We start from the raw sequence: 24,565 nt of genomic DNA on the forward strand, positions 1-24,565 counted from the left end.
TCATTCAGAGCCGATCACGCCGTCGGCAAGCCGGGCGGCGGCCGCCTCGTCGGGCGTGTCGAGCGCCCGGTAGGTTTCCCACGCGAGCTTCTTGTCGCCAAACGGGCGGCCGTCCGAGGGCAGCTCCCGCAGACCGAGCAGCAGCCCGCCCTCGCCGGCCGCGTCGACCCAGCGGTGGTTGTGGAACGCTTCGATGCTGCGGAGGCCGCGCATCTGCCGCCACATGTACACAAACGCGGCCGCCTGCAGCCGCTGGCTGCGCTGGGAGTAGTCCGGCGTGTTGAATCCCTGCTCCGACAGCAGCACGCCGCGCACGTCGCCGTTGGAGTCAAGCATCGACTCTTGCTGCATCCAGCGGTCAAGGACGGCGATGTTCTTTGGCGTAATCAGCGTCGTGTCGAAGCCGTCCGACACCTGCGTGTCGTCCCATGCGGCCGGGTTGCGGAGGTCCTGCGGGTACGGGTGGTACGCCACGCCCCACGCGAAGTCGCCCTCGACGCGGCTCGACTCGGCAAGGCGGTTGAGCAGCGCGAGGTTCGAGTAGCTCTTCCAGCTCGGGTCGGGCGGCGTGTCCCAGTGGTGCGTTAGCGAGATGAACACGCGTGAGTGCGGGTCGTGCCGACGGGTGACGTCGTGCACAAGCCGCATGGAGCGGAGGTAGTGGTCCATGTACAGCATCGGCGGCTGGCGGCCCATGTTGGTCCACTGCCAGCTGTAGCCCACCTCGTTGTGGACGATCCAGTTGGCGATGCGGCCGTGCGGCGCGCCGGGCGCCGCGTAGCGTTGAGCCAGGCAGGCGATGGCGGCCTCGTACGCGGCGGCGCCCTCGGCGGTCGTCAGATTGGGCATCGCGAAGTGGCCCGCGCGGTCCGCCTCCGGGTGGATGAGCAACCGGGCGAACCCGCTGTCAGCAAACTCGACCAGCAGGATCCCACTGACCACAATACTGTTGCCCGCCGCGAAGCGCGTGACCTTGTCGTACCGCTCGAGCGCCGGCTCGTTGACGTGCCACGTGATCCCGCCGTGTTCGAAGCTCGTCCAGCCGGGGTGCGGCTCGGTGTCGAGCAACCCGCTCAGCGTGATGTTAAGCGTCACGTTGCAGACGCCCAACTCGAGCAGCTCCTCGAGCGGCAGGTGCGGACTGACGCCGCCCATGCCCTTGATCCCGCGGGGGGTCTGCTTAGGCAGGTCGTGCGCGGCGGCCGCCGACAGGTCGGTTGCGTACTTCCAGTGTGAGCAGAGCCGCCAACCGCCGCCCTCAAGCGGCCGGGCGATCACCCAGCGGGCGGTGGTGCGGTCGTTGGTTTTGTCGACCCGTGGCAACCGCACGTCAAACCGGCCCTCCTTCGCCGGCAGCGCGTGCGCGCGAACGCCCGCGTGCTGCTCCAGCACCGCGCTGCCGTGCGTCAACCGCATATGGTCCGCTAGGGAGATGTGAGGACCAAGCTCTAGCAGCACGTCATCATCGTGCAATACCGATCGAACACCTTCAACGACGACCTGCTCTTCGTCGACCGCGACCCGCTCAATCCGATCTCTCCGACCGAACGAGAGCAGGTTATTGATCCCATCGAAGGCGTAAAACGCGTTGATGACGTGCTCGCGGTCCAGCTTTCGGCGCCGCTCGGCCTCCCGTTCTTCTTGTGACCGGAGCTCCTCCGCGTTCGGCGCGCGGAGGTGGAGCCCGCGAACCTGCAGCGTGACGCCCGGCCGGCGGCCGAAGTCCAGTCGGAGCTGGTTCTGGTCGCGTCCCCACTCGCCCGCCGACAGCGACGCCAGGTCCAGACTGTGGGGCAGCCACCCCTCGGCCAGCGGCAGGCTGCCGGCGGCCACCTCACGGTGGGCGTTCGGCGCCTGGCCGTAGAACACACTGAGCCCGTCAACGCCCGCTGGCGAGAAGTACTCGAACGCCAGCACCGTCTGGTCCGGCGGAGCCGCGCTAGGGTCGAACGGCCGGAGGTAGATGTACGGGTCCTCGCCCCGTGTGGTGAACTCGTAGGTCTCGGCGTCGACCCGGCGGACCTCCAGCTGGTTGGCGGAGTTGAGATTGAGCGTCAACGGCGTGCCCTCGGCCGCCGCGTGCCCCGCCGGCAGAAGGCTACCGATTACCATCGTAGTGATGGCGCAGGCAGAGAAGCGTCGACAGCGTTGATGCATAGCAAACGCGCTCGGAAGGCGGGTGTCGGGAACGCGGCTTCAACCGGCCGCGGTCGAGGTCGATTTCGGTGGGGCGTCGGTCGGCGGTTGCGCTACCCTGCGGGGGCTGCGGACCGCCAGCCACGTCATGATCGGCAGCCCCAGCAGCATCGCGAGCTCGAACCACACCGGGTAGGGCAGCATCCACAGGTTGAACGCCAGCGCGAGCAGCAGCAACCCGGCCACCGTTACTCCGGCCGCCCGGCCGCTGATCGAAGTGCCGGCCAGCGCGCCGAGGTAGATGATCTCCAGCCACATGCCGGCCGCCACGGCCAGCACCCACGAGGGGTAGTTCTCGACGTGGCGGCAGATCGCCTGCTGGAATGCCTCCCCCTCATCAGCCGACGGGAAGTCCTCCGGGAACGGGTGCACCACCGCGCTGAACATCTCAACGGCGATCACGCCCACAAACGCGAGGGCCAACCCGGCGACAACGCCCAACAGGAAGCGGAACATGGCGGCGGCTCAATCCGGTTGGCGGTTGGGTTAGCAGCGGACCCAATCTACCAAACCGGGTCGGCCGATCACAACCAACAGCAGCCGCCCTCAGCGGATCAGTACTCCACGCTCACCAGCACCAGGCCCTGCGGCGGCGCGTTAGGGCCGGCCGCCTTGCGGCTGCGTGCGGCGATCACTTCGGCGACCCACTCGGGCGGCTTGGCGCCGCGGCCGACCTCGACCAGCGTGCCGGCGATCGCGCGGACCATGTTGTAGAGGAAGCCGTCGCCGGTGACGGTGATGTCGATCCGCTCGCCCCGCTGCGTGACGTCCAGTCGGGTGATGGTGCGCACCGTGGTGGCGCGGTCGGAGCCGGCGGTCTCAAAGCTGACGAAGTCGTGCCGGCCCACCAGGCGGTCGCCGCCCGCCTGCATCGCGGCCGCGTCGAGCACCGCCGGCGGGTAGTGCCACACATAGCCGCGGTCCATCAGCGGGCGGATGCGGCTGTTGTGGATCTGGTAGCGGTAGGTCTTGCGGACCGCGTCGTGCGTGGCGTGGAAGTTGGCGGGCGCCGGCTCGGCGCCAACGATCACAATGTCGTCGGGCAGCTTCGCGTTGAGCCCGCGGAGCAGCCGCTCCGGAGGCAGCGGGGAGCTGGTCTCTACGCCGGCCACCTGACCCAGCGCGTGCACGCCGGCGTCGGTGCGGCCGCTGGCCGTCAGGCGGACCTCCTCGCCGGTGATCTCTCGCCAGGCGCGCTCGACCTCGCCCTGCACGGTCCGCCGCGCGGGCTGGACCTGCCAGCCCGCGTAGGCGGCGCCGTCGTAGGCGATGGTGAGTTTGACGCGCGGCATCCGGACTTCGGCTACACGGCCGCGGCGTTCTTCACCATCAGCTCCGCGATCTGCACGGCGTTGGTCGCGGCGCCCTTGCGGAGGTTGTCGCTGACGCACCAGAACGCCAGGCCGTTGTCGCAGGACAGGTCCTCGCGGATGCGGCCGATGAACGTGGCGTCGTCGCCGGCGCAGTCCTTGGGCATCGGGTAGCTGCCGCTGGGCAGGTCGTCGACCACCTTGATGCCCGGCGTGGCGGCGAACAGCTCGCGGGCCTGGTCGACCGTGATCTTCTTCTCGGTCTCGACCAGGATGCTCTCGCTGTGGCAGTTGCTCACCGGCACGCGGACGCAGGTCGGGCAGACCTTGATCGAGTCGTCGCCGAAGATCTTCTGGGTCTCGTAGACCATCTTCATCTCTTCGGAGGTGTAGCCCTCGTGCTTGTGCGATCCGATCTGCGGGATCAGGTTGAACGCGATCGGGTGGGCGAAGGTCTCGTACTCGTAGTCCTCGGCGTCGAGGAACGCGCGGGAGCCGCGTTCCAGGTCGCGCTGACCGGCCACGCCCGCGCCGCTGGTCGCCTGGTAGGTGCTGACGATCACGCGGCGGATCTTGCCGGCGTCGTGCAGCGGCTTCATGGCGAGCACCATCTGCGTGGTGCTGCAGTTGGGGCTGGAGATGATCCCCTGGTGCGCGAGCGCGGCCTCGGGGTTGATCTCGGGGACCACCAGCGGCACCTTCGGGTCCATCCGCCAGTAGCCCGACTCGTCGACCACCACGCAGTTGCGTTCAACGGCCCACGGGCAGAACTCGGCCGCGACCTCGTCCGGGGTGCTGCCGATCGCCAGGTCGATGTCGTTGAACGCGTCCGGCAGCAGCTCCTCGACCGGGTGCTTCTCGCCCTTGAACTCGACCGTCGTGCCGGCGCTCCGGGCCGAGGCCAGGAACTTGATGCGCTGGTACGGGAAGTCCCGTTCAGCAAGCATCTGGCGGATCAGGGTGCCCACGGCGCCGGTGGCGCCAACGATGGCGATGGTCTCGAACACGGGGATCGGGCTCCAGTACGGAACGGACGGATAGGTGGACGACGGACCCATGGGCGGACCACACGGTTCGCGCGAAGCGGCCCCTCGCAGCCCCGCATTATAGCTGCGGGCGCCCACGGCCGCGAGCGGCCGGCAGGGCCTGATTGGGGCGCTCGGCACGCAGTCTGACGGCCCGCTGTCGCAAGCGGCGGCCCGGCGTGGGCCCCTGGCCGGGGACGCTAGGCCGTGGGCTGGGCGGCGGGCGACTTGTCGCCCACCAGGGCCAGCTTGATCCGCCGGGCCAGCGGGTCGCACGCCCAGCGGATGCTTTCGGGGCGGAAGAAGGCCAGGTTGGCGAAGATCATGATCAGCGCGAAGGTCCACATCCCCATCGCCGCGCCGATGAGCAGGTGCATCGCGATCATCGACCCCACCACCCACGGGCGGGCCCAGCGGTTCCAGACCAGGCAGCAGTAGAAGATCTCGAGGAACACCGTGCCGGTGGTCAGCAGGTCAACCAGGTAGAGCAGGTCGAACGACCACGGCCCGAGCGGGATCTTCTGCGACAGCCAGGTCATGTCGAGCGAGCGGTACTCGTAGTTCGCCACCGAGAACCACACTGCGGTGCCGTCCCACCACCGGTCGCCCTGGGCCTTGCCGAGGCCGCCGAACAGGTAGATCACGCACAGGTGCAGCTGGATAAGGCGCGTCGACACGTTGGCCATCACGCTGGGCGCGGCCTCGGCGATCGCGCCCCGGTGCAGCTTCCACAGCCGGTCCACCGAGTACCGCGCGCCGCACGGGCTGAGCATCACGTAGGCGATCATCATGCAGTTGGCCTTCTCCAGGCCGTAGAACCCGCCCGGGGTGACCCGGTTGGCGTAGCTCAGCGCAGCCACCCAGGCCAGCACCGCCATTGTGCGGCTGAACAGGCCAATCGTCAGGCAGAAGAACACGATGAGGCAGGCGATGTGCACCGCCCACCGCAGTGCGTCCGAGCCAATGTAGTCGAAGAAGCTGAACCCCATGCGGAACCGCTGCGTGGCGGGCAGCAGCTCGCCCGTCCAGCCCAGCGTGGGGTGGAAGAAGTCGTACAGGCCGTTGGACCACACCAGGTGCGTGTAGAACAGCATTGCGCCCACAAGAACCCGCAGCAGCGAGACCAGCGCCGGGTCGGTTGGCGTGAACCAGAAGTCGTTCCACTCGCGCCACAGGTCGCGCACGTACTGGGAGGTTCGGTTGATCAGGTTCATTGCGCCGGGCCCCCCTGCGGGAGGAGTTCGGCCGGCGGCTGGAACATGTCTTCCGGCAGCAGCGGCTGGTCGAGCTGGTCGGCCCGCTCCACCACGGTCAGCTCCGAGCGGTACAGCTCCGGGTCGGTCGGGTCCTGGCCGGACAGCACGCCGTCGGGCATCAAGAGGTCGTGCGTGACGCTCTCCAGCTTGATCGATTGGCCGCCGTGCTTACGCAGCAGGTGCCGCGCGTAGCTCCGCATGAAGAGCCGGCGGGTCTCCTCTTCGGTGGGCGCGAGCGGCGCGAAGGTCGACTGGTCGACCAGCATCATGTGCCGGTGGTACCACAGCCGCGGCCACTGCGTGGCGTGGTTTGGATTCGCCCGGTTGGGGAACTCGCCCTCGGCGATCGGCTGGTTCCCCTCGCCGTAAACGGTGTAGCGGTAGACCCGCCCTCCGGGCGGAGGGTCGGGGCTGAAGAACGAGTAGCCGCCGTTGAGGTACAGCGGGTCGGAGTACCAGCGGATCAGCTTCGACTGCGCGATGGTCTCGGTGAGCAGCGAGGTCTTGGGCTGCAGCGACAGCGGCGCCATGAACACCACGAACATGTGCCACGCCAGCCACACCGACAGGCACAACCGCAGCCAGTACGGGAATGGCCACGGCCCGGGCGCGGGCTTCGGCTTGGGGGCCCGCTTCGGCTTGGGCTCGGCCTGGTCGGTCGGCTTGTTCTTGGCCACGGGGCGTCGCTGGCGGGAGGAGGCGTTGGTGTTGCCTGCGTAGCAAATGAAAAAACCCCGCACCGGTCAATGCCGGTGCGGGGTCGTGACTCTTTGGCCGCTTGTCACGCGGGTCCGCTAGCGTCAGTTGGATGCTAGCGTCGGGACAACGGCGTTGAAATCAAGCTGCTGGTCCTCGCCTCCGCGGAGCGTGATGCTCCGCTCGACCACCTTGTGCTTGCCGTCCTGGTCGAACTCGACCCGGACAACATAGTCCTCCCAGGTCTGCCCAGCGGGCAGGCGGGTGGTGGCGAACTCGCGGACCTCGCCGGTCTGGCGGGTGTCGGTGCCGGCCAGCGTCACCTTGGCGTCGGTCGGGACGGTCAGGGTCAGCTTGGTGGTGGTCTCCTGCTTCTCCTCGACCACGGCCGGGGCGGGCGCCTGGGGGGCGGAGAAGCTGAGGCGGACGTCGCCGCCGGCGGTCAGCGTGGTGGTGCGGTTCTCGGTGACGGTCTTGCCGTCACGCTCGAACTCGACCTTTACGCGGTAGGTGTAGCTCTGACCCGAGGCCAGGCCGTTCGACACGTAGTGCCGGTCGGTGCCGGTGCTGGTCGTCTTGGCGCCGTTGACCCACACCACGGCGTCGGCCGGGACGCTCACCCGCAGCGTGCCCTTGCCGCTCTCGCTGGTGACGGGCTTCGCGGCGTAGACGCGCTGAGCACGGCTGGTCGAGCCGTAGGTGCTGTAGCTGCCATAGCTGCTGTAGCTGCCCTGGGTGCTGTAGCTGCCCGAGGAGCCCGACGAGCTGGAGCTGCCGTGGTAGGTGCTGTAGCTGCTGTAGCTGCCCGACGAGCTGGAGCTGCCGTGGCTGCTATAGGAACCGCTGCTGGCGTGGTGGCGAGCGTGGATCCGGGCCGCGAGGCGACGCAGCGGGCCGGGGCCGTGCGAGCCGTAGGACCCGCTGCTGGCGTACGAGCCGCTGCTCGCGTAGGAGCCGCTGCTGCCGTACGAACCGCTGCTGCCGTAAGAGCCGCTGCTGCCCGAGCTTCCGTGGCTCGCCCAAAACGCCCCGGCGTCGGCAGGCATCACCATCACAGCGCCGACGGCAAGCGTCGCCCACAACGAACGAGGCGTTTCAAAAATGTTGCGACTAAGCATTTCCATTTCGCTCCAAAAACTCACCTAGGTGACTCAACAAGATAGGCAATCTGCGGACCTCCGTCCGGTTATAAAGATAGCAACGGAGCATGGCATTGCAAGCAATATGGGCCGATTTCCTCGATTTTGGCGCATGGGTAAAAAGGACCACATAGGGCGTTTATGCAACACTCCGGTTGGCGAAAAGCCAACGCGCCATCGCCAATCGCTAGCCGGCTAGAGTGCGTCGAGGAGCGCGGCCAACCTCCGCGCCCATCGCGGCGTGGCCGCCGCGGGGTTCCAACCGTCAGCGCCCTTGAATCGTGATGCCGTCGAGCGAAAGCTCGCCGATCGCCCCCAGCAGGCCAATCCGCACGATCGCGTCGCGGGCGGCCAGCGGCACGCTTAGCTGCTGGCGGTACTCGGTCCAAGAAAACGTGCCGTGCAGCGGGCCGATGACCTCGTCGGCGATAGCGGCGCGGCGGTCGTCGTAGAAGGTAATGACGAAGTAAGGCCACTGCTGGTGGTTCTCGCCGTAGCGGATCCGGTCCCCCTTGGCCCAGAACGACACATCCAGCTTGCGGACCTTGCGGCCGTCGACCGGCATGCTCTGCAGCGCCCGGCAGCCGCGTCCGGGGTCCTCGTTGCGGAACCGGATGTACCGCTCGCCCTCCTGGGCCTCGGTGTTGTCGCGGACCACCTCGGCCTGGCGGAGGTAGTACCAGGCGTCGGGCGTGTCTTCCTCCTTGCCGCCCAGCAGCTCCTCGAACCCGCCGTTGCGCAGCGTGGGGTTGGTCGGGTCGGGCTGCACGCGCCGCAGCTCCTCGGCGGCGCCGGTCATCGGCACGAAGAAGGTGCCCCGCAGCGGCTGACGCTCCAGCCGCCCGTCGACCTTGGTGAACAGGTACAGGTTCTGGTGGTACCGCGCGCCGACCGGGATCACCATCTTGCCCCCCTCGCGGAGCTGCTCGACCAGCGGCTCGGGCACGTTCTCGGGCGAGCAGGTGACGATGATCCGGTCGAACGGCGCCGCTTCGGGCCAGCCGAGGTAGCCGTCGCCGATGCGGGTGTGCACGTTGCGGTACTTGAGCCGCTTGAGCGTCTTGGCCGCCTTGCGGCCCAGCTCGCCGACGATCTCGATCGAGTACACCTCGCTCGCCAGAGCGCCCAGCACGGCCGCCTGGTAGCCCGACCCGGTGCCGATCTCCAGCACCTTGCTGTCCGGCTGCACGTCGAGCTGCTCGGTCATGTATGCCACGACGAACGGCGGGGAGATGGTCTGCTGCGAACCGATCGGCAACGCCATGTCCAGATGAGCATGCTTGCGGCGGGCGAGCGGCACGAACTCGTGGCGGGGCGTCTCGCGCATGGCGGCGATCACCCGTGGGTCCTCCACGCCGGCGGCAACGATCTCCTCGTCGACCATCTGGTTGCGTTGCCGCTCGATCGACTGCCGCGACTGGCCGGCGACCGGGGCCGACGCGCCGTGGAGAACGCACACGCACAACAGCAGGGAGAGGAAAGACTTCATGGCGGACCAGCGGCGGCTGAGGGACAAGCGGCGGGCGGGGCGACCGTGGGCGGGGGCGGCCGGAACCGGTAGAATCGACTACCGAAGCCCCCTCTCCTGATTATGGCACGGCGGCCCGGCCTGTCGAACCACCGGTCGGGCTGCAACGGATACAACGGCTCTGCATGTCCCACGACTCGATTGCTGCCCTCCGCGACGCGTTCCGCCAGCTGATGCCGGTCACCGAACGGTACGCGTACCTGGACCACGCCGCGGTGGCCCCCCTGCCCCGCCCCGCGGCCGAGGCGATCGGACGCTGGCTCACGCAGGCCACCCAGCAGGGCGATGTCGTGTGGCCCGACTGGGCGAAGCAGCTCGAAGCGACCCGCGCGGCTGCGGCCAAGCTGATCTCCGCCAAGCCGGAGGAAGTGGCGCTGGTCCCCAGCACCACGCACGGCATCTCGCTGGTCGCCGAGGGGCTGGACTGGCGGCAGGGCGACAACGTCGTGACGCTGGCCGACGAGTTCCCGTCGAACCTCTACCCGTGGATGCACCAGCAGGACCGCGGCGTCGAGGTGCGCACGGTCGAGACCGACAACGGCCGCGTCGACCTGGACGCGCTGCGCAATGCTGTTGACGACCGCACCCGCGTGGTCTCAGTCAGCTGGGTCGGCTACAAGACCGGCTACCGGCAGCCGATCGACGACATCGCCGAGATCGCCCACGCGGCGGGCGCGTTGTTCTTTGTCGACGCGATCCAAGGGATGGGCGTTGCGCCGCTGGACGTGAGCCGCACGCCGATCGACTTCCTGGCCGCCGACGGGCACAAGTGGATGCTGGGACCCGAGGGCGCCGGCGTGGCGTACTTCCGGCAGGACCGCCTGGACCTGTTGCGCCCGTTCGGCGTCGGCTGGAACAGCGTGACCGGTCGGCACGACTTCAACCACATTGAGCTGAAGCTCCGCGCCGAGGCGGCGCGGTTCGAGGGCGGGTCGGCCAACATGGTCGGCATGATCGGGCTGGGCGCCAGCCTGAAACTGCTGACCGACCGCCCGACCGAGGAGTTCCGGCAATCGATCCTCGCCACGTCCGACTACGCGTGCGAACGGCTACAGGCTATCGGGGCGACCGTGGTGTCGCACCGCGCGGCGGCGCCCAACGGGCACGACCCACGAACCGGCATCGTCGCGTTCGAGCTGCCGGGCCGTGACCCGATGGAGGCCCGCCGCCGCTGCCTGGAGGAGCGCGTGGTGCTGAGCTGCCGCGGCGGCCGACTGCGGATCGCGATCCACGCCTACAACAACCAGAGCGACATCGACCGGCTGATCGACGCGATCGCCCAGCCGTCAACCTGACCCTGCGAAGAAACTCAACCGGTACACAATCCCCCGGCAGAGCCGGCGGCTACGAAACACGCGGGCTGCTTGCGACCACGAACCTCATCGGGCCCGCTACGCCAGTCAGATCACGAAGACTCTCTTCACCTCCCGCTCTACAACGACCATGGCCAGCACTGCCGTCTACACCGGTTCCTTCGACCCGATCACGCTCGGGCACCTGAACGTCATCCAGCGGAGCAGCCGGCTGTTCGACGAGTTTATCGTCGGCATCGGGGTCAACCCGGACAAGACGGCGTTGTTCGACGCCGACGAGCGGGTCGAGCTCATCCGCCGCGTGTGCGACGGCCTGCCGAACGTCACGGTGAAGAGCTTCTCTGGCCTGGCGGTCCGCTTCGTGCGGGACTGCGGCGCCCGCACGATCGTCCGCGGCGTGCGTTCGCTGAGCGACATGGAGGTCGAGTTCACCATGACGCTCGCCAACCGCAAGCTCGACCCCGACATCGAGACCGTCTTCCTGATGGCGGACGACGAGTTCTCGCACGTCAGCAGCTCGCTGATCAAGCAGATCACGCCCCTGGCGAGCGACGAGGAACTCGCCCGCTTCGTCCCGCAGCAGATCATCCCCGACCTGCGCGCCAAGCTGCAGGACTAGATTCGCGGGCGGCTAGCTAACGATCCGCACGAGCTGCAGGAACAGGAACGTGGCGCCCATCACCGCCAGCACGTTCCGCGCGGCGTCAAACCAGGCGGGCGTCGCCAGGCCGGCGTCGGCGGAGCTGGCGGCGGCGATTGATGCGACGGCGGGCGCCGACTCTTCGTCCGAAGCGGACTTCCACTCGCGGAAGTTGTCGCCGGCTTCGCCGCCCGCACTGGCGGCGAACAGGTCCTTGGCGATCGGCCGCTCGGGCCACGGCATGCCGGGCTCGTCATCGGTGGACGCCGCTGCATCGCGCTTCGTGGCGTCGGCGACCAAAGCAGCGTCGCTGTCGAGGTCGCGGGGTCCGTTCAGCTTCTGCCAGCCGCCGGACTCTTGCTGTTGTGCGTCGTCGGCAAGCTGAGCGCTCGCGGCCTTGGCCGGCAGGCGGCCTTCGCCGGGACGGGGCGGGGCGTGCGCAATCAAGGCGGGCGTGGAGGGGATGCCGGCCGGACCGTGACCGGCCCGCGGGCGCCGGCCGATGTCGGGCGCCACGGAGGCGAGGAACGTCTCGACCCGGGGCGCGAAGCTGCCTAGCGTGGTTCCGTTGGCGGCGCCGAAAAGCACACCGGCCAGCTCGCCCCGCTCGTTGAAGATCGGCCCGCCGGAATCGCCCTGCCGCGCCTCGACGCTCAGCTCCACCAGCTCGCGTGGCATGCCGACCTCCGGCGCGTAGAACTCGGTGCACCGGCCGGTCGCCGCACGGTACTCGCCCTGGCCGTAGCCGCAGATCGTGAGCTGGTCGCCCGGGCGGGGCGGGTGCGCGGCAATCGCGACCGGCTGGGCCGGCGGGCGCCAGATGACCAGCGCGGCGAGGTCCCAGTCCTCATCGAGCTTGACGGCGCGGGCCTCGCTGCGGAACCCGTCGGGGAACACCACCTCGATCTTGCCGACCGCGTCCCGCACGACGTGCCAGTTGGTGATCACCAGCCCGTGCTGGTCGCGGCTGTCGATCAGCGACCCGCTGCCGAACGCGGTGGCGCCGTTCTCCTGTACGATGATCCGCGCCACCGCCGGGTGCGGCGCCGCCCACGCGGCCGGCGCGCAGCACATCAGCACCAGCGCGGCGGCGGTGCGGAGTCGGGCGGTCGTGGCGGGCGGTCGGGACACGGCGGTTCGGATCATTCGGCCCCGCTGCTGCGTAGCCCCCGCACGGCGTCGAGCTGCCGCTGGCGGTGGTTCTCGAGGATGAAGTTCAGCAGCCGGGTGCGGGCGGCGAGGCGGCGGAGTTCCTCGCGGCTGTCGTCGACGGGCGCGTGCGCGGCGGGCTTGGGGGCGCGCACGGTCGGCGCCTCCGTGTGTTGCGCGGCGTAGTCCGCAGCCGACGGCTGCGGGACGGGAAGGCCTGACATAGGTTGCTCTCGTGGATCACCCCTGCCGTCGGATGCGCGGCGCATCGCTCGGCGCGGGGGCGACTCGCATCATGCTGCGATAGGACGGCCGCCCTTGAGTTCCTCCGTGCGTCGCGGGAAGTCCTTGCCGGCGTTGTGGTCGTTCTTGAGTTGCTCGATCTCGCGGCGGAAGGCGCGCTCGGCCAGTTTGGTAAGCGTCATCCGTGCGGGGAAACCCGCCAGCGAGACCACCGCGTCGCGGGCCTCGTCCAGCAGGTCGGCGGGGAGGTAGAGCGTGGCCCGGACCTTGGCCGGCTTCGTCTCCGGCTGGCAGTCCTCGGGCCGGTGCAGGCGCGGGGCGTCGGTGGTGTGGGGGCTCTCTCCCATAACGGCTGCCATCGGCGCCGGGGCGGACGTTTCTGCAAACGTCTGACGTTGGGCCTCAGCGCCGCCGCAAAGGTCAGGGTCGCCGCAGCCGGAGCATCCGGCGAACTGGTCGTTCGGCGATCAGCGAGGGACGCCCGACGCGTCTAGCTGCGCGGCTGTCGCCAATTCGCGCGTTTAGCGATTGTGATTGCAAACCCGATCGCTAGGATTGGTTAGATCTTGCCGTGACTCTTCACTAGGCGTCTCGCCCGGACGCCGGCGCCACTGGTCGAAGAACAACCAGCGAATCCATGGAACAGTCCAGCTACGTTCTCAAGCTCTACGTCACCGACATCACGCCCGCGATTCAGCGGGCCATCGAGACCCTGAGGTCGTTCTGCGACGACGAGTTGACCGGGTGCTACGACTTCCAGGTCATCGACATCCGAGAACACCCTCAGCTCGCCGAGAACGAGCGGATCCTGGCCGTGCCGACGCTGATCAAGGAGCTGCCGCCGCCGATCCGGCGCGTCATCGGCGACCTCTCCGACCGCGACCGGGTGCTGTTCGGGCTCGACCTGCAGTCGGGCTGAAGCGACGCCCATCCCCAACTCTTTCCAACACGCACCCGACAACACCTACCGCATGAGCAGCCCGCCCAACGACCCTGCCGGCCCGATCGCCGACTCCGAGCACAACGTCCCGCGGCTGCCGACCGGCATCCCCGGCGTCGACGCGCTGGCGTTTGGGGGCCTGCCGAAGGGCCGCGCGACGCTCATCTGCGGCACCTCGGCCAGCGGCAAGACGGTCTTCTCCGTGCAGTTCCTGGCCTGCGGGATCGCCGAGCACAAAGAGCCGGGCGTGTTCGTCGCGTTCGAGGAGACGCCCCAAGACATCCGCGAGAACATGGCCGGGTTCGACTGGCCAATCCCCGAGTGGGAAGAGCAAGGCGTCTGGAGGTTTGTTGACGCCGGCCTCCGGCCCGACGAAGAAGAGCACCTCGTCGCCGGCGACTTCAACCTGGAGGGGCTGCGCACCCGGATCAAGCACGCGGTCGAGAGCACCGGGGCGAAACGCGTGGCGCTCGACTCGCTCGCCGCTATCTTCACCCGGTTCCCCGACGCGGGCGTCGTGCGCCGTGAGCTCGCCCGGATGACCGCCGGGCTCAAGGAGCTGGGCGTGACCGCGGTGCTGACCACCGAGCTGCTCAACAGCGAGGAGGACACCACGCGGTTTGAGGTCGAGGAGTACGTGGCGGACGCGGTCGTCATGCTGCGGAATCACCCGTCGGTCGCCCGCCGCCGCCGCACGCTAGAGGTGCTCAAGCTCCGCGGCGGCCGGCACAAGACCGGCGAGCACGCGTTCTCGATCACCGGCGAGGGGATCCACGCGATCCCGGTCGGCTCGCTCGCGCTCACGCAGCCATCGACCGACCGCCGCGTCAGCTCCGGGTCGAAGCAGCTCGACGAGATGTGCTCCGGCGGCTTCTTCCAGGACTCGGTGACCATCGTCTCGGGCGCGACCGGCACCGGCAAGACGCTCACCGCTATGCAGTTCCTCAAGGGCGCCGCGGAGAGCGGCGAGCGGGCGTTGTTCCTGGGGTTCGAGGAGAGCCGCCCGCAGCTGGTCCGCAACGCCAAGAGCTGGGGCATCGACCTCGAGAAGATGGAGGACGATGGGCTGCTGCAGATCCACTGCCAGCTGCCCGAGTCGGTCAGCCTGGAGATCCACCAGATCACCATCAAGCAGATGCTGGACGAGTTCCGGCCGCAGCGGCTGGTGGTGGACAGCATCACGGCGATGAAGCGGGTCGCTGACGAGGGGTACTACCGCGACTTCGTGCTCGGCCTGACCTCGTCGATCAAGCAGCGGCAGGTCGCCGGCCTGTACACGTCGACCACCGACGAGCTCTCCGGCGTGTCGACCGTCACCGAGCAGAACATCTCGACCCTGACCGACGCGATCATCTTGCTCCGCTACGTCGAGGAGCCCGACGGCGTAGCCCGCGGCATCACGGTTCTGAAGATGCGCGGCTCGGGCCACGAGAAGTCCGTGCGTCGGTTCGAGATCAGCAGCCGCGGGATGCAGATCATGGAGCCGTTCGATCACCTGAGCGGGATCCTCGGCGGCAGGCGCGCGCAGGCCTAGCGGTTTTGCGCGTCTCGGCATTAAGGGCGCTTCCGTTTGGTCGGTTTTCGGTCGCCGGAAACTGTTACTTGGCGAGAAAGCGTTACTTGCCAAGAAACCCTTTGACCAACACGTTTCGCTACGGCTAACGTGTTACTTGAGCCGCCTAACTTTCAACCAGGCGGCTTGCTCTTCGACGAATCTCTCCAGTCCCTTTTCTACGTTCAGAGGAAGCCTAGTGATGAGACACCTTGTGACTCGTTCTGTCGCCGTGCTGCTGGCGGCGGGCGCCGCCATCACCGCTCAGGCGGCTCACCTCGACAACCCCAACCTGCTCGGCGACCCGAGCTTCGAAGACCCGGCGTCGCTGACCGCGGACGGGCCCCCGTTCGTCGGATCGTACGAGACGTTCTCCCTCGACGGCGACCAGGCCACCGGCGGCGACACCGTGCTGCACGACACCACCATGCCGCGCACCGGATCGGGCGCCGTGGAGATCGCGATCGGCAGCGTCGAGAACAGCTTCGCCGGCCTGTTCCAGGACGCGTCCTTCCCGTCGAGCCTGGCGGGCACCCAGGCGTGGTTCAGCGGCTGGCACAAGCTGCAGGGCAACACCGGCGGCACCGAGGCCCGGATCGAGTGGCGTGACTCGGTGAACGACGTCGAGATCTCGCGCACGCCGAACCTCACGACCTCGCCCGCCGGGAGCGACTACGAGGAGTTCATCGTCTCGGACACGATCCCTGCCGGCGCCGACACCGCTCGGCTCGTCTACGCCATCCAGAGCTTCGGCGGCGTGCAAGACCAGACGATCTTCCTCGACGACGTGAACTTCAACATCTCCGGCTACGTCCCGGAGCCGAGCGCCGCCATGCTGGCCCTGCTAGGCCTGGCCCCGCTCACCCGCCGTCGCCGCTAACAGGCAGCGAACACTACCGCATCGACCGCGAGCCGCGTTGGGCCAAGCCCGACGCGGCTCGCTTCTTTTCCGGCAGGCTGCCGCTCACACCTGCGGACGTTATGTCCGCGTCGACTCGGCACGATGGCGGCGGAAACGCCTTTCACTCCAGCGCCGAGCACTGCCAACGCCACGCGTTGTACTTACGCAGAGCGGGACGAGCGGAAACAGCTTCAAGCGTTCTCAATCACCACTGCCGGAACTGCGCTGTTGCTTGTTCCGGCCTACACTCACGGTGCGGGCCCGGGCTACTCCGCGTCCTCCGGCCCAACCCACATCAGCGGGTTGTGCGCCACCTCCCACAGGTGGCCGTCGGGGTCGGCGAAGTAGCCGCTGTAGCCGCCCCAGAACACCTTCTGGGGTTCCTTGACGAGCGTCGCGCCGGCGGCGACCGCCTGGTCGACTACGGCGTGGACCTCTTGCTCCGACTTCACGTTGTGCGCCAGGGCGAAGCCCTTGAAGCCGCTCCCCTCGGCCGAGACCGTGGCGTCCTCGGCCAGCGCCTCGCGGCCGTACAGGCCGAGCCACGTGCCGCCCAGCGTGAAGAACGCCACCTCCGGCGGCGACTCGAGCTTGGGGAAGCCGAGGCCCTGCTGGTAGAACGCCACCGACCGGGCCAGGTCGCTCACGCCGAGGGTGATCATGCTGATGCGGGGCTGCACGCTGGCGACCTGCGGGTGTGGAGTGTCGGGGAAGCGGCTAGTCGATCTTCTTGATCGAGAGGTTGCGGAATGTTAGCACAGATCCGCCCCAGTTGTACTTGCCGCCGAACCCGACCTGGAGCGGGCGGGCGGGCGTCCAGCCCGGCAGCGCTTTACTTTCTACCACGTGCTGGTCGCCGATCCAGACGTCCACCACTCCGCGGTCGAGGCGCACACGGAACGGCGCCACTTTGTCGGACCACTCCAGCGGCGTCTTGTGCTCGGTGTGCTCCCCGTAGGGCCCCGCGGCGATCCAATCCTCCGAGGGGTTGAGCATCACGCTGAAGGCCGGCTTCTCCGCCTGGCAGATGAACACCCCGGCGTCCCAGAGGTTGTAGGGGCTCTCGCCGTACTCCCACTCGCCGCTCAGCTCCCAGGCCGGGCCGAAGTCGGCATGGCAGACCGCGATCACGCCGTCGGTTGAAGAGACGCCCCGCAGCGCCCGGTTGTCCTCTTCACTTGTCCAGAAGCCCGCCGCCGTTTGCCAACCGGCTAGCGTCGGGTCGGCCTGCAGGGCCACCGCCTGCCCCTCGTCGAACGCCCGCAGCCAGTTGAGCGTTTGCAGCTTCGACCGCAGGCGGAACCGCACGTGCGGGCCGATGTCTTGTTGCTCGGCGAGCTCCTCAAGCCGCTGGATCGCGGTGGCGCGGTTGTCCGGGTCGTCGTCCGAGAGGACTTCCATCAGCTCCGCCGCCTGCGGGGAGGTCCGCACCCGCACCTCCGACACCACCTCGCTGACCGTCACGGGGAAACGGGCGAACGCGTTGAACTCGGGCTCACCGTTGAGCTCGTCGAGCCGGCGTTCGGCGTCCTCCCAGTGCTCGGTGCAGTAGGCGAGCGCCAGGTGCACCGACCGCCACCAGTTGGCGTTGGAGTCTTCGGCGATGTAGCGGTCGCAGACCTCGGCCGCCTCGTCATAGACCCCCTGCCGCTTGAGGATGTCCAGGCCGAGCGTGTTCTGGCTGTCGCGAGCGACTTTCCAGAGCGCCTCGCACAGCATGTACGGGACGTCGGTGTCGTAGCGTTCGGTCTGCTTGCACCGCAGCCCGAACTGGTACATCTGGCCGAAGCTCCCTCCCCAGCGGGGCGTCAAGCCGTACAAGTAGGCGTGGTACGCCGGGTTGTGGTCGATCTGCGCCTCGACCGCGCGGTCGAACCACAACCGCATCTCACTGGGCGGCGACACGTTGTCCGCCATCGTGAGTCCGATCATCTCGGTCGCCGGCTCGGGGCGGTCCGGCGCCGCGATCCAGGCGTCCTCGTAGCAGTCCCGGGCGGCGGCCATCTCCTTTGCGAACACCTTCCAGCCCTCCTCGGATACCGAAGACGCCCAGCCGGTGCCGCGGGCTTTCCAGGCCCGACGCGAGTGGTGCGCGCCGCCGATCATGTTGACGATGAACGGCTGCTGCTCCACGTGCGCACGGGCGGCCTCGTAGAACTGGGCTTCCTCGTCTAGGGTGCAGCCCTTGGCGACCTCCAGGATCGAATCCAACAGTTGCCGCCCCTGCTGGTTGGACAGGTCGTCTTGAAGGATCATCTGCAGGGCCTCCCGCTTGACCGCCTCGGCGAACTCGGCCGCGTCCGCGGAATTGGCCATCTGCTGATTCAGCGTGCGGTGGGCGCGATTGGCCGCCGCGTACCTCCGGTTCGCGGGGTAGCCCCGTTCAACCAGGCCGGCGTAGCTCTGCACCACCAGCTCCTCCGCCTGGGCCTTTGCTTCGTCGTCACTGCCCGCGTCCTGGAGCATCGCGCCCACGCAGTACTGGACCATCGGGTCGTCGCAGCCCAGCGCCAGCACCGCCTGGCCCATCTCCGCCAGCTCGGCCTGCATCTTGAAGCCCTCGTCGCCGCCGAAGTGCCGGGCGACCTCGGAGAGGAACTGCGTGGCTTGCTCGTCCCAGGCGTCGTTGTGCGAGCCGTGCTCCGCGTAGGCGTCGACCAACGTGCGGCGGTTGAACGCCAGCTTGCTGGCGGCGAAGTCGCGCACGGTCGTGGCCCCAGGCTTCAAGGGGATCGGGCCGGTCAGGTCGGGGCGTTTCGCGCCGGGGGGCCCGAACGACTCAACCAGCTCCAGGCCGTCCGCCTCGGGCAGCTTGAACGCGTCCTCGGCAAGGTCGGCGTCAAACCGCCAGTTGTCGAAGATCGCCACGGGCATCGGCATCTCCGCAGAGTCGTCGTCATCGGGCTGCAGCTTCCACTCGAACCTCCGCACGAGGGGCTGGTCGCCCTGCTGCACCCACACAACGACCCGCGAGTCGCCCCGGCCCAGTTGAAGCCGGTCGCACAACACGCGCCCATCGCGCTGCGGCTCGAGCGTCGACAGCTCGATTCCGGCGCCGGCGACGCCCAGCGGGTCGGCGCCCGCCAGGCGGACCGCCACGCTAGCGCCCGCCAGCACGCGGGCCGCGGCGGTCCTGAGCAGCGAGTCGAAGTCACCGCCGGCCTCTTCCTGAACCTGCTGGCCGAACACCGGCATCGTGGCGACCAGCTTTTTGCCATCGCAGATGAACTGCGCGCCGGAATCGCCCTGCGAGGTGACCGACAGCCGGTTGGGTCGGGCGAGGACCACGCGGCGTTCTTCGAGCTCGGCCTCCGGCTGGACCATCCCGTATTGCACGTCGACGGAGAAACTCTTGGCGGCGGTGTAGAAATCGGTCACACGCTGCGCAAGCTGTTGCGCCTCGTCAGCGGCGAACACCGCCGGGCCTCGCGACAGCAGCAAGAGCGCCACCAGCACCGCGGCCGCGGTGCGGCGGGTTTGAAGGATCGCCATAGACGGTTCACTTTCAAGTGATGAAGAGGTTGAGCGAAAAGCAGCCGACCGGCGGCCTTCCGCATCCAGTCTATCACCACCCGATCGGCGGCACAAAGCACTTCGTCGCCGAACGCGCTGCTCCGCCTGCAGGGTCCGCCGGTCGAAGGACGGTTAAGGAGTACTGCCTACTAAACGGCTTGGCCCGGCTGTACGAACTACGCCGCGACTGCAGAACGCGGCGTCCACGGTGGAGGACCACCGTGTGACAGAGGTCGGCCCGAACAAGCGGCTACACTGATTCGGCTTAGGCGTCTCAAGTCTATGTATCGAAACCAGTAACGTTCCAACCGAGAAAGTGCGAAACGTCGTCAGCCGCTGCAATGGCTTGTCCAGTCACGATTCTGTCTGATTCAGCAAGCGCGGATTCGATGACAGGAAGTACGCGTGTCTCGTCAAGCTTCCCGAACCGTCTGGCAAGGTGACCAAGACTGAGAACAGCATTTCCACGCACCTGCGGATGATGATGTCTAGCCAAGCCGAGACAGATATCCTGTGACCACTCTAGGTCAGGATCGGTCAGCGAAACGCGGATTGGGATTAGCGATAGCTCGTCTGGGTCGTCACGATCAATCGCTGCATAAACCTCTTCTTTGGACACGGGGGTAACGTTGCGATATTGCACTTGGAACTCTCTGGGCGGAGTAGTTGAGTCTCGAATACCCTTCGAGGCTCTCACGAACTAAGTATACGAGAGTCGCTGTCGGTCGCTCTGTCCTCACTCCTCCTCTGAGGCGTCACTCCCCACCGCCTGGCGACGGTCGCTCCCCCGCCGCTCCTCAATGTCGCTAGTGCTCCCGCCGGTCCACTGCCATAATGCAGTTCTACACAGCACTTCACCTACGGCGGCACGAGCGGGCGACGCGATGGACACGGATCAACTCAGGCAGTTTCTGCGTGTGGCCGAACGGGGGAACATCACCCACGCCAGCGAGGAGTTGGGCGTCTCGCAGCCGACGCTAAGCCGCTCAATCCAGCGGCTCGAGGAGGAGTTCGGCCAGCCGCTGCTGGAGCGTCGCACGCGTTCGATTGCGCTGACCGACGCGGGCCGGCTGCTGGAGTCCCGCGCCAAGCAGGTGCTGCAAATCCTGGACGACGCCAAGACCCAGATCGCCGACGACGGGCAGAGCGGGCAGCTGCGGATTGCCTCGATCCCGACCGTGGCGCCGTATTTCCTGCCAGACTTCCTGCGGTGCTTCCACAACGACTACCCCGATGCGATGCTGGTTGTGCAGGAAGACACCACCGACAAGCTGGTGCAGCGGTGCAAGGACGGCGAGATCGACTTGGCGGTGCTGGCGCTGCCGATCTCTGCCAAGTACCTCCAGACCGAGCCGCTCTTCAGCGAGCCGCTGCTGTTGGTCACCGCCACCGACCACCCGCTGGCCACGAAGGCCGAGGTGACGCTGGAGGATGTGGAGCCGTGTGCGTTCATCCTGCTCGACGAGGCCCACTGCCTGACGGAGAACGTGGTGTCGTTCTGCCGGCAGCGGTCGATCCAGCCGGTGGCCGTCGAGCGGACCAGCCAACTGACCACGGTTCAGGAGCTGGTGTCGTTGGGGCACGGCGTGTCGATGATCCCGGCCATGGCGCGGCGGCTCGACGAATCGCCCAACCGGGTCTACCGCACGCTGGCCGGCGAGGTCCCCAACCGCACCATCGCGATGCTGTGGAACCCCTACCGGTTCGAGAGCAAGCTGCAGCGGGCGCTCAAGGAACGCCTGCGGTCGTATGCCGCAGAGTTCGAGGCCCGGCTGACCGACGGCCTGCCTTGAGCCGCCTCAGGTGGACCGAAGACTCCACTAGCAAAAGCATCGCCCCCCAGGCCCGGCTGGAAGTCCGTTGGCTGCCGTCCTGAGACGGGGCCGCCGGTTTCCTGCTGAGCCTGAGGGGCTGGATGCTGGTGGGGGCCTGACCGGGTCGTTATCGCAGTGCGGTAGTCTTACCCGCGGTCCCCCTCCGCAGCGTCGATACGCGACGGATTTCGGTTAGCAGCCCTAGCGCCTCGAACTCCGCAGCCACGTCTTCGGCCTCGGCAAGCGTGCCGTAGGTCTCGTGGTAGCGCCAGTCGGGCTCCTTCACGCCCTCGAAAATGGTCGTGGTGAACAGATTGTCGGGATCGACCCAGTCGTTCGTGGAGGGGTCGATGCCGTTCCAGTCCTGGCGGTCGCGGTACTTCAGCGCGTCCTCATAGCTGGCGAACGCGCCGCTGTACCAGTACTTGCCGTTCTCGTACGCGTACTCGACGTACCAGGCGACGTCGGTTCCCGGCTTGGCAATGTACAACTCGTAGTCGTACATGCTGTCCATCGCGTCGGCCAGCGGGATCGAAACGGGGTCGCCGTACACCTCCTCCAGCGAGACCGAGCCGCTCTGCGCGAGGGCGGCAGTGGGGGACAGCAGGGCAACCAGGCCGGCGACGGCGATCAGGATCAACATGGCGAAACTCACTTCGTGCGTGGGGGTGGGGGCGAGCACGCCCTGTGCTCTCGCCCGCTAGTACGCACCACGCCGCGGGCTGTTACGCGCCATCGGAAGATTCTTGGCCATCGCGGAGCGCTTCGAGCCGCTGGCGGAGCTCCTCGATGCAGCGGTTGACCTGCTGTTCGTCGTCCAGGCCGTCGAGGTCGAGATCGGCGGCCGCCAGGGGGCGTCCGATGCGGACCTCGATCGGCGACCCCAGCCGCAGCCGCAGCGTGTGCGGCCGCAGCGCGTAGTAAGCGCCCTCCAGCCAGACCGGCGCCACCGGCACGCCGAGACGCACCATCAGCAGCCCCACGCCGGGCTTCAGCTCCTGGAGCCGGCCGTCGATGGTGCGGGTGCCCTCGGGGAACCAGACTAGGTTTTCGTCGCGCTCGAGCACGGCCGCCGCGGCCGCCAACGCCGAGGCCTTACGCTCGATAGGCACCGTTTTTGCTAACCTATTAAAAAACCGCCGCACCGCGTGCCGCAGCACGGCGCCCCGCCGGCCGGCCCAGCGGGTCTTGTCGAGGGTGGCGTTGTCAAGGGCGGCGAACAGCGCCGCGCCGTCCAGCGAGCTGGTATGGTTGGGGGCGATGACCAATGGCCCCTCGGCCGGCAGCCGGTCGAGGCCACGGACCGTGAACCGGAACAGCAGTCGCATCAGCCGGCGGTTGATCGCGATAAACAGCCGCCGCAACCGCGAACGCACCGGCCCCAGCGGGCGGAGCCAGCGGCGCTGCTCGTCGGTCAGGTGCTGCTCCGGCTGGTCGAAGTAGTCGCTTGCGGAGGCGCCCTGCATCCCGTCCTCTCAAAAACCTGTGGTTCGACCTCAACCCCGAGGATCCATGCTCACGCTAATGCAAATCTCGGACCTTCACTTCGGCCCGCACTACCTGCCGAAGGTGGGCGAGGCGACCCTCCGCGCCGCGCACGACCTGCGGCCCGGCGTGCTGGTGGTGAGCGGTGATTTTACCCAGCGCGCTAAGCCGGTGGAGTACCAGGCGGCCCGCCGGTTCCTGGACGACCTGCCGGCGGCGCCGCAGGTCGTCACGCCCGGCAACCACGACGTGCCGCTTTACCGGGTGTGGGAGCGGCTGACCGAGCCGTACAAGCACTACCGCCACTACATCAGCGAGGAGCTGGACAGCGTGCTGCGGGTGGAGGGCGCGTGTGTGGTGTCGCTCAACTCGGCGGCGCCCTACCACGCGATCACCAACGGCCGGATCCGCAACCACCAGCTCGACTACTGCGCCGAGCAGTTCCAGCGGGCCGGCGACGGCGAGCTACGCGTCGTGGTGGCGCACCACCACTTCGCCCCCGCGCCGGACTACGAGCAGACCGACGTGATGCCGCGGGCCAAGCGGGCGATGGACCGGTTCGAGTCGGTGGGCGTCGACCTGATCATGGGCGGGCACCTGCACCGCGCGTACATCGGCAACTCGCTGGACATCTACCCCGGCTCGCGGCGCCAGCGGGGCGTCATTATCTGCCAGTCGGGCACCACCACGTCGCGGCGGGGCCGCGCCCGCGAGCGCGAGAAGAACTCGTTCAACCTGGTGGAGGTCAGCGACCGCTCGATTACGATTACGCACTGGATGTACTTCTCGGACACCGACGGATTTGAGCCGATCAGCACGCACCGGTTCCCGCGGTGGCCAAACCGCAACCTCTCGGCGTAGCTTACCGCGGAACCACGCTTATCGGGGGACTACCACCTCGATCGCGGCGGGGACCGCCTCGAACTCGAACGGCTGCCCCACGAGCATCTCGCCGTCGGCCAGGAAACGGAGCTCGGGCTGCGCCTCGACCCGCAGCCGGCGGGTCCGCAGGTGCGTGACGCGTTGGTCCTCCAGGTAGTCGCCGAGGAAGAACTCGGCGCTCAGGGCCGCCAGGTCGAGCGGGGTGCCGTCGCGAACCGCGACCACGTCCAGCAGCCCGTCGGTCATGCTGGCGCGGGGCGCGACCCGCAGCCCGCCGGCGGCGAACGCGCCGTTCGCCACGATGATGTTCCAGAGCGGCGTTTCAAGCACGCCGTCGTCGTGCTCCAGGCTGACGTGGTAGGCCTGCAGGTCCGCCATCACCGGCAACGCGCTGCGGAGGTAGCACCACGGGCCCCAGGCCGCCTTCTCCTCGTGCTTCAGGCACTCGATCACTCGGTCGCTGTTTCCGCCGCTCGCCACGCAGGCGTAGTAGCGCTCACTCCCCGCGAACGACGCCCTGGCCAGGTCGATGGTCACGCGCTGGTCGGACCCGAGCGCCGCGTACGCCGACAGCGGGTCGAGCGGCACGCCCAACGCGCGGCACAGGTTGTTCCCGGTGCCCAAGGGCACGAGGCCCAACGGGGGACGGCGGTCGCAACGCATCATGGTGTTGATGACCGAGTTGATGGTGCCGTCCCCGCCGGCGACGACGATGATGCGGGCCTCGGCGCACGCCTCGCGCACCGCCTGCTCACCCTCTTCCGGCGTGTGGGTCTCGACGACCACTAGCTCCTCGCCGAACATCTGCTGGAGCTGCTGCGGCAAAAAGTCCTCGGGGTTCGCGGGACCCGCCGCAGCGTTCCGCAAGACGTAGACCGGCGTTCGGGTGAGCTGTGGCATCGTGCGTGGCACTCGGGGGTCTCAGAAAGAAACGGCTCCCTGCATCAGGACAGGCGGCGCGCCGCCGGTCAAGCTTTCCGCTG

At 68.0% G+C, this 24,565-nt stretch carries 24 protein-coding genes; 7 read left to right on the top strand and 17 right to left on the bottom strand.

All coding sequences use genetic code 11. From position 1 onward, the window contains the following. The 8 genes from KOR34_RS16310 to KOR34_RS16345 all read right to left on the bottom strand — a co-directional run bounded on the left by KOR34_RS16310 (window position 1) and on the right by KOR34_RS16345 (window position 9,111). Complete coding sequence (locus tag KOR34_RS16310) at window positions 1-2,112, bottom strand: DUF5722 domain-containing protein (protein WP_146566139.1); 2,112 nt, start codon at window positions 2,110-2,112, stop codon at window positions 1-3. A gap of 84 nt (window positions 2,113-2,196) precedes the next feature. Beyond that, window positions 2,197-2,652, bottom strand: a complete 456-nt coding sequence (locus KOR34_RS16315) for a hypothetical protein (protein ID WP_146566141.1) — start codon at window positions 2,650-2,652, stop codon at window positions 2,197-2,199. Between the two features lie 98 nt (window positions 2,653-2,750). Next, entirely contained in the window at window positions 2,751-3,488 is a 738-nt protein-coding gene (gene truA, locus KOR34_RS16320; RefSeq protein ID WP_146566143.1) for a tRNA pseudouridine(38-40) synthase TruA, read from the bottom strand. Between the two features lie 11 nt (window positions 3,489-3,499). Next, the gene (locus KOR34_RS16325) at window positions 3,500-4,513 is read right to left on the bottom strand and encodes an aspartate-semialdehyde dehydrogenase (RefSeq protein ID WP_146567246.1); all 1,014 of its coding nucleotides are present in this window, start codon (window positions 4,511-4,513) and stop codon (window positions 3,500-3,502) included. 218 nt (window positions 4,514-4,731) lie between these two features. Continuing rightward, on the bottom strand, window positions 4,732-5,745 hold the full coding sequence (locus KOR34_RS16330; protein ID WP_146566145.1) for an HTTM domain-containing protein: 1,014 nt from the start codon (window positions 5,743-5,745) through the stop codon (window positions 4,732-4,734). Further along, window positions 5,742-6,464 carry a hypothetical protein gene (locus KOR34_RS16335; RefSeq protein WP_146566147.1) on the bottom strand — a complete coding sequence of 241 codons (723 nt, stop codon included), beginning with the start codon at window positions 6,462-6,464 and terminating at the stop codon, window positions 5,742-5,744. Before KOR34_RS16335 ends, KOR34_RS16330 begins: the two co-directional genes overlap by 4 nt. Window positions 6,465-6,587: 123 nt before the next feature. After that, a complete protein-coding gene (locus KOR34_RS16340; protein ID WP_146566149.1) occupies window positions 6,588-7,601 on the bottom strand; it encodes a TIGR03000 domain-containing protein in 1,014 nt (337 codons plus the stop codon). Window positions 7,602-7,887: 286 nt separating this feature from the next. Then, window positions 7,888-9,111 (bottom strand): protein-L-isoaspartate(D-aspartate) O-methyltransferase, encoded by a 1,224-nt coding sequence (locus tag KOR34_RS16345; protein WP_146566151.1) that lies wholly within the window; start codon window positions 9,109-9,111, stop codon window positions 7,888-7,890. Window positions 9,112-9,275: 164 nt separating this feature from the next. Here KOR34_RS16345 and KOR34_RS16350 point away from each other — a divergent pair, with 164 nt between their 5' ends. Together KOR34_RS16350 and coaD are read left to right on the top strand one after the other, a co-directional pair. Beyond that, window positions 9,276-10,445: an aminotransferase class V-fold PLP-dependent enzyme gene (locus tag KOR34_RS16350; protein WP_228714666.1), complete on the top strand. Its 1,170-nt coding sequence runs from the start codon at window positions 9,276-9,278 to the stop codon at window positions 10,443-10,445. 148 nt (window positions 10,446-10,593) lie between these two features. Next, entirely contained in the window at window positions 10,594-11,082 is a 489-nt protein-coding gene (gene coaD / locus KOR34_RS16355; RefSeq protein ID WP_146566153.1) for a pantetheine-phosphate adenylyltransferase, read from the top strand. 12 nt (window positions 11,083-11,094) lie between these two features. Here the strand turns inward: coaD and KOR34_RS16360 are convergent, their stop codons facing one another. From KOR34_RS16360 to KOR34_RS16370, 3 genes are all read right to left on the bottom strand, one after another. Next, complete coding sequence (locus KOR34_RS16360; protein ID WP_146566155.1) at window positions 11,095-12,249, bottom strand: S1 family peptidase; 1,155 nt, start codon at window positions 12,247-12,249, stop codon at window positions 11,095-11,097. Next, entirely contained in the window at window positions 12,246-12,476 is a 231-nt protein-coding gene (locus KOR34_RS16365) for a hypothetical protein (protein ID WP_146566157.1), read from the bottom strand. Before KOR34_RS16365 ends, KOR34_RS16360 begins: the two co-directional genes overlap by 4 nt. 69 nt (window positions 12,477-12,545) lie before the next feature. Further along, window positions 12,546-12,854 (bottom strand): hypothetical protein, encoded by a 309-nt coding sequence (locus KOR34_RS16370; RefSeq protein ID WP_146566158.1) that lies wholly within the window; start codon window positions 12,852-12,854, stop codon window positions 12,546-12,548. Between the two features lie 278 nt (window positions 12,855-13,132). On the opposite strand from KOR34_RS16370, the gene kaiB reads away from it, so the two are divergent. From kaiB to KOR34_RS16385, 3 genes are all read left to right on the top strand, one after another. Beyond that, window positions 13,133-13,414 carry a circadian clock protein KaiB gene (gene kaiB, locus KOR34_RS16375; RefSeq protein WP_146566161.1) on the top strand — a complete coding sequence of 94 codons (282 nt, stop codon included), beginning with the start codon at window positions 13,133-13,135 and terminating at the stop codon, window positions 13,412-13,414. Window positions 13,415-13,466: 52 nt separating this feature from the next. Next, window positions 13,467-14,969, top strand: coding sequence for a circadian clock protein KaiC (gene kaiC / locus KOR34_RS16380; RefSeq protein ID WP_146566163.1), 1,503 nt, complete (start codon window positions 13,467-13,469; stop codon window positions 14,967-14,969). A 220-nt stretch (window positions 14,970-15,189) separates the two neighbouring features. Beyond that, window positions 15,190-15,867 (top strand): MYXO-CTERM sorting domain-containing protein, encoded by a 678-nt coding sequence (locus tag KOR34_RS16385; protein WP_146566165.1) that lies wholly within the window; start codon window positions 15,190-15,192, stop codon window positions 15,865-15,867. A 287-nt stretch (window positions 15,868-16,154) separates the two neighbouring features. Here the strand turns inward: KOR34_RS16385 and KOR34_RS16390 are convergent, their stop codons facing one another. From KOR34_RS16390 to KOR34_RS16400, 3 genes are all read right to left on the bottom strand, one after another. Further along, entirely contained in the window at window positions 16,155-16,568 is a 414-nt protein-coding gene (locus KOR34_RS16390; protein WP_146566167.1) for a VOC family protein, read from the bottom strand. 37 nt (window positions 16,569-16,605) lie between these two features. Then, window positions 16,606-19,380, bottom strand: a complete 2,775-nt coding sequence (locus KOR34_RS16395; RefSeq protein ID WP_146566170.1) for a DUF2092 domain-containing protein — start codon at window positions 19,378-19,380, stop codon at window positions 16,606-16,608. Window positions 19,381-19,681: 301 nt separating this feature from the next. After that, complete coding sequence (locus KOR34_RS16400; RefSeq protein ID WP_228714667.1) at window positions 19,682-20,044, bottom strand: hypothetical protein; 363 nt, start codon at window positions 20,042-20,044, stop codon at window positions 19,682-19,684. Window positions 20,045-20,285: 241 nt separating this feature from the next. Between KOR34_RS16400 and KOR34_RS16405 the strand changes: the two genes are divergently transcribed. Then, window positions 20,286-21,194, top strand: a complete 909-nt coding sequence (locus KOR34_RS16405) for a LysR family transcriptional regulator (protein WP_146566173.1) — start codon at window positions 20,286-20,288, stop codon at window positions 21,192-21,194. Between the two features lie 148 nt (window positions 21,195-21,342). Here KOR34_RS16405 and KOR34_RS16410 read toward each other — a convergent pair whose 3' ends face one another. Next, window positions 21,343-21,858 carry a hypothetical protein gene (locus tag KOR34_RS16410; RefSeq protein ID WP_146566175.1) on the bottom strand — a complete coding sequence of 172 codons (516 nt, stop codon included), beginning with the start codon at window positions 21,856-21,858 and terminating at the stop codon, window positions 21,343-21,345. A gap of 82 nt (window positions 21,859-21,940) precedes the next feature. After that, window positions 21,941-22,681: a lysophospholipid acyltransferase family protein gene (locus tag KOR34_RS16415; RefSeq protein WP_146566177.1), complete on the bottom strand. Its 741-nt coding sequence runs from the start codon at window positions 22,679-22,681 to the stop codon at window positions 21,941-21,943. A 46-nt stretch (window positions 22,682-22,727) separates the two neighbouring features. Between KOR34_RS16415 and KOR34_RS16420 the strand changes: the two genes are divergently transcribed. Further along, window positions 22,728-23,561 (top strand): metallophosphoesterase family protein, encoded by an 834-nt coding sequence (locus KOR34_RS16420; protein WP_146566179.1) that lies wholly within the window; start codon window positions 22,728-22,730, stop codon window positions 23,559-23,561. 18 nt (window positions 23,562-23,579) lie between these two features. Here the strand turns inward: KOR34_RS16420 and KOR34_RS16425 are convergent, their stop codons facing one another. Next, window positions 23,580-24,482 carry a diacylglycerol/lipid kinase family protein gene (locus KOR34_RS16425; RefSeq protein WP_146566181.1) on the bottom strand — a complete coding sequence of 301 codons (903 nt, stop codon included), beginning with the start codon at window positions 24,480-24,482 and terminating at the stop codon, window positions 23,580-23,582. Window positions 24,483-24,565 lie beyond the last annotated feature (83 nt).

Source organism: Posidoniimonas corsicana (assembly GCF_007859765.1).
Classification (GTDB): domain Bacteria; phylum Planctomycetota; class Planctomycetia; order Pirellulales; family Lacipirellulaceae; genus Posidoniimonas; species Posidoniimonas corsicana.

What these genes read in the sequence shown, in the direction of transcription:
- KOR34_RS16310 (WP_146566139.1), bottom strand. Translation starts at nt 2,112, where the DNA reads ATGGTAATCGGTAGCCTTCTGCCGGCGGGGCACGCGGCGGCCGAGGGC.
- KOR34_RS16405 (WP_146566173.1), top strand. Translation starts at nt 20,286, where the DNA reads ATGGACACGGATCAACTCAGGCAGTTTCTGCGTGTGGCCGAACGGGGG.
- coaD (WP_146566153.1), top strand. Translation starts at nt 10,594, where the DNA reads ATGGCCAGCACTGCCGTCTACACCGGTTCCTTCGACCCGATCACGCTC.
- KOR34_RS16420 (WP_146566179.1), top strand. Translation starts at nt 22,728, where the DNA reads ATGCTCACGCTAATGCAAATCTCGGACCTTCACTTCGGCCCGCACTAC.
- truA (WP_146566143.1), bottom strand. Translation starts at nt 3,488, where the DNA reads ATGCCGCGCGTCAAACTCACCATCGCCTACGACGGCGCCGCCTACGCG.
- KOR34_RS16340 (WP_146566149.1), bottom strand. Translation starts at nt 7,601, where the DNA reads ATGCTTAGTCGCAACATTTTTGAAACGCCTCGTTCGTTGTGGGCGACG.
- KOR34_RS16395 (WP_146566170.1), bottom strand. Translation starts at nt 19,380, where the DNA reads ATGGCGATCCTTCAAACCCGCCGCACCGCGGCCGCGGTGCTGGTGGCG.
- kaiC (WP_146566163.1), top strand. Translation starts at nt 13,467, where the DNA reads ATGAGCAGCCCGCCCAACGACCCTGCCGGCCCGATCGCCGACTCCGAG.
- kaiB (WP_146566161.1), top strand. Translation starts at nt 13,133, where the DNA reads ATGGAACAGTCCAGCTACGTTCTCAAGCTCTACGTCACCGACATCACG.
- KOR34_RS16385 (WP_146566165.1), top strand. Translation starts at nt 15,190, where the DNA reads ATGAGACACCTTGTGACTCGTTCTGTCGCCGTGCTGCTGGCGGCGGGC.
- KOR34_RS16365 (WP_146566157.1), bottom strand. Translation starts at nt 12,476, where the DNA reads ATGTCAGGCCTTCCCGTCCCGCAGCCGTCGGCTGCGGACTACGCCGCG.
- KOR34_RS16425 (WP_146566181.1), bottom strand. Translation starts at nt 24,482, where the DNA reads ATGCCACAGCTCACCCGAACGCCGGTCTACGTCTTGCGGAACGCTGCG.
- KOR34_RS16315 (WP_146566141.1), bottom strand. Translation starts at nt 2,652, where the DNA reads ATGTTCCGCTTCCTGTTGGGCGTTGTCGCCGGGTTGGCCCTCGCGTTT.
- KOR34_RS16330 (WP_146566145.1), bottom strand. Translation starts at nt 5,745, where the DNA reads ATGAACCTGATCAACCGAACCTCCCAGTACGTGCGCGACCTGTGGCGC.
- KOR34_RS16345 (WP_146566151.1), bottom strand. Translation starts at nt 9,111, where the DNA reads ATGAAGTCTTTCCTCTCCCTGCTGTTGTGCGTGTGCGTTCTCCACGGC.
- KOR34_RS16350 (WP_228714666.1), top strand. Translation starts at nt 9,276, where the DNA reads ATGTCCCACGACTCGATTGCTGCCCTCCGCGACGCGTTCCGCCAGCTG.
- KOR34_RS16410 (WP_146566175.1), bottom strand. Translation starts at nt 21,858, where the DNA reads ATGTTGATCCTGATCGCCGTCGCCGGCCTGGTTGCCCTGCTGTCCCCC.
- KOR34_RS16360 (WP_146566155.1), bottom strand. Translation starts at nt 12,249, where the DNA reads ATGATCCGAACCGCCGTGTCCCGACCGCCCGCCACGACCGCCCGACTC.
- KOR34_RS16370 (WP_146566158.1), bottom strand. Translation starts at nt 12,854, where the DNA reads ATGGCAGCCGTTATGGGAGAGAGCCCCCACACCACCGACGCCCCGCGC.
- KOR34_RS16415 (WP_146566177.1), bottom strand. Translation starts at nt 22,681, where the DNA reads ATGCAGGGCGCCTCCGCAAGCGACTACTTCGACCAGCCGGAGCAGCAC.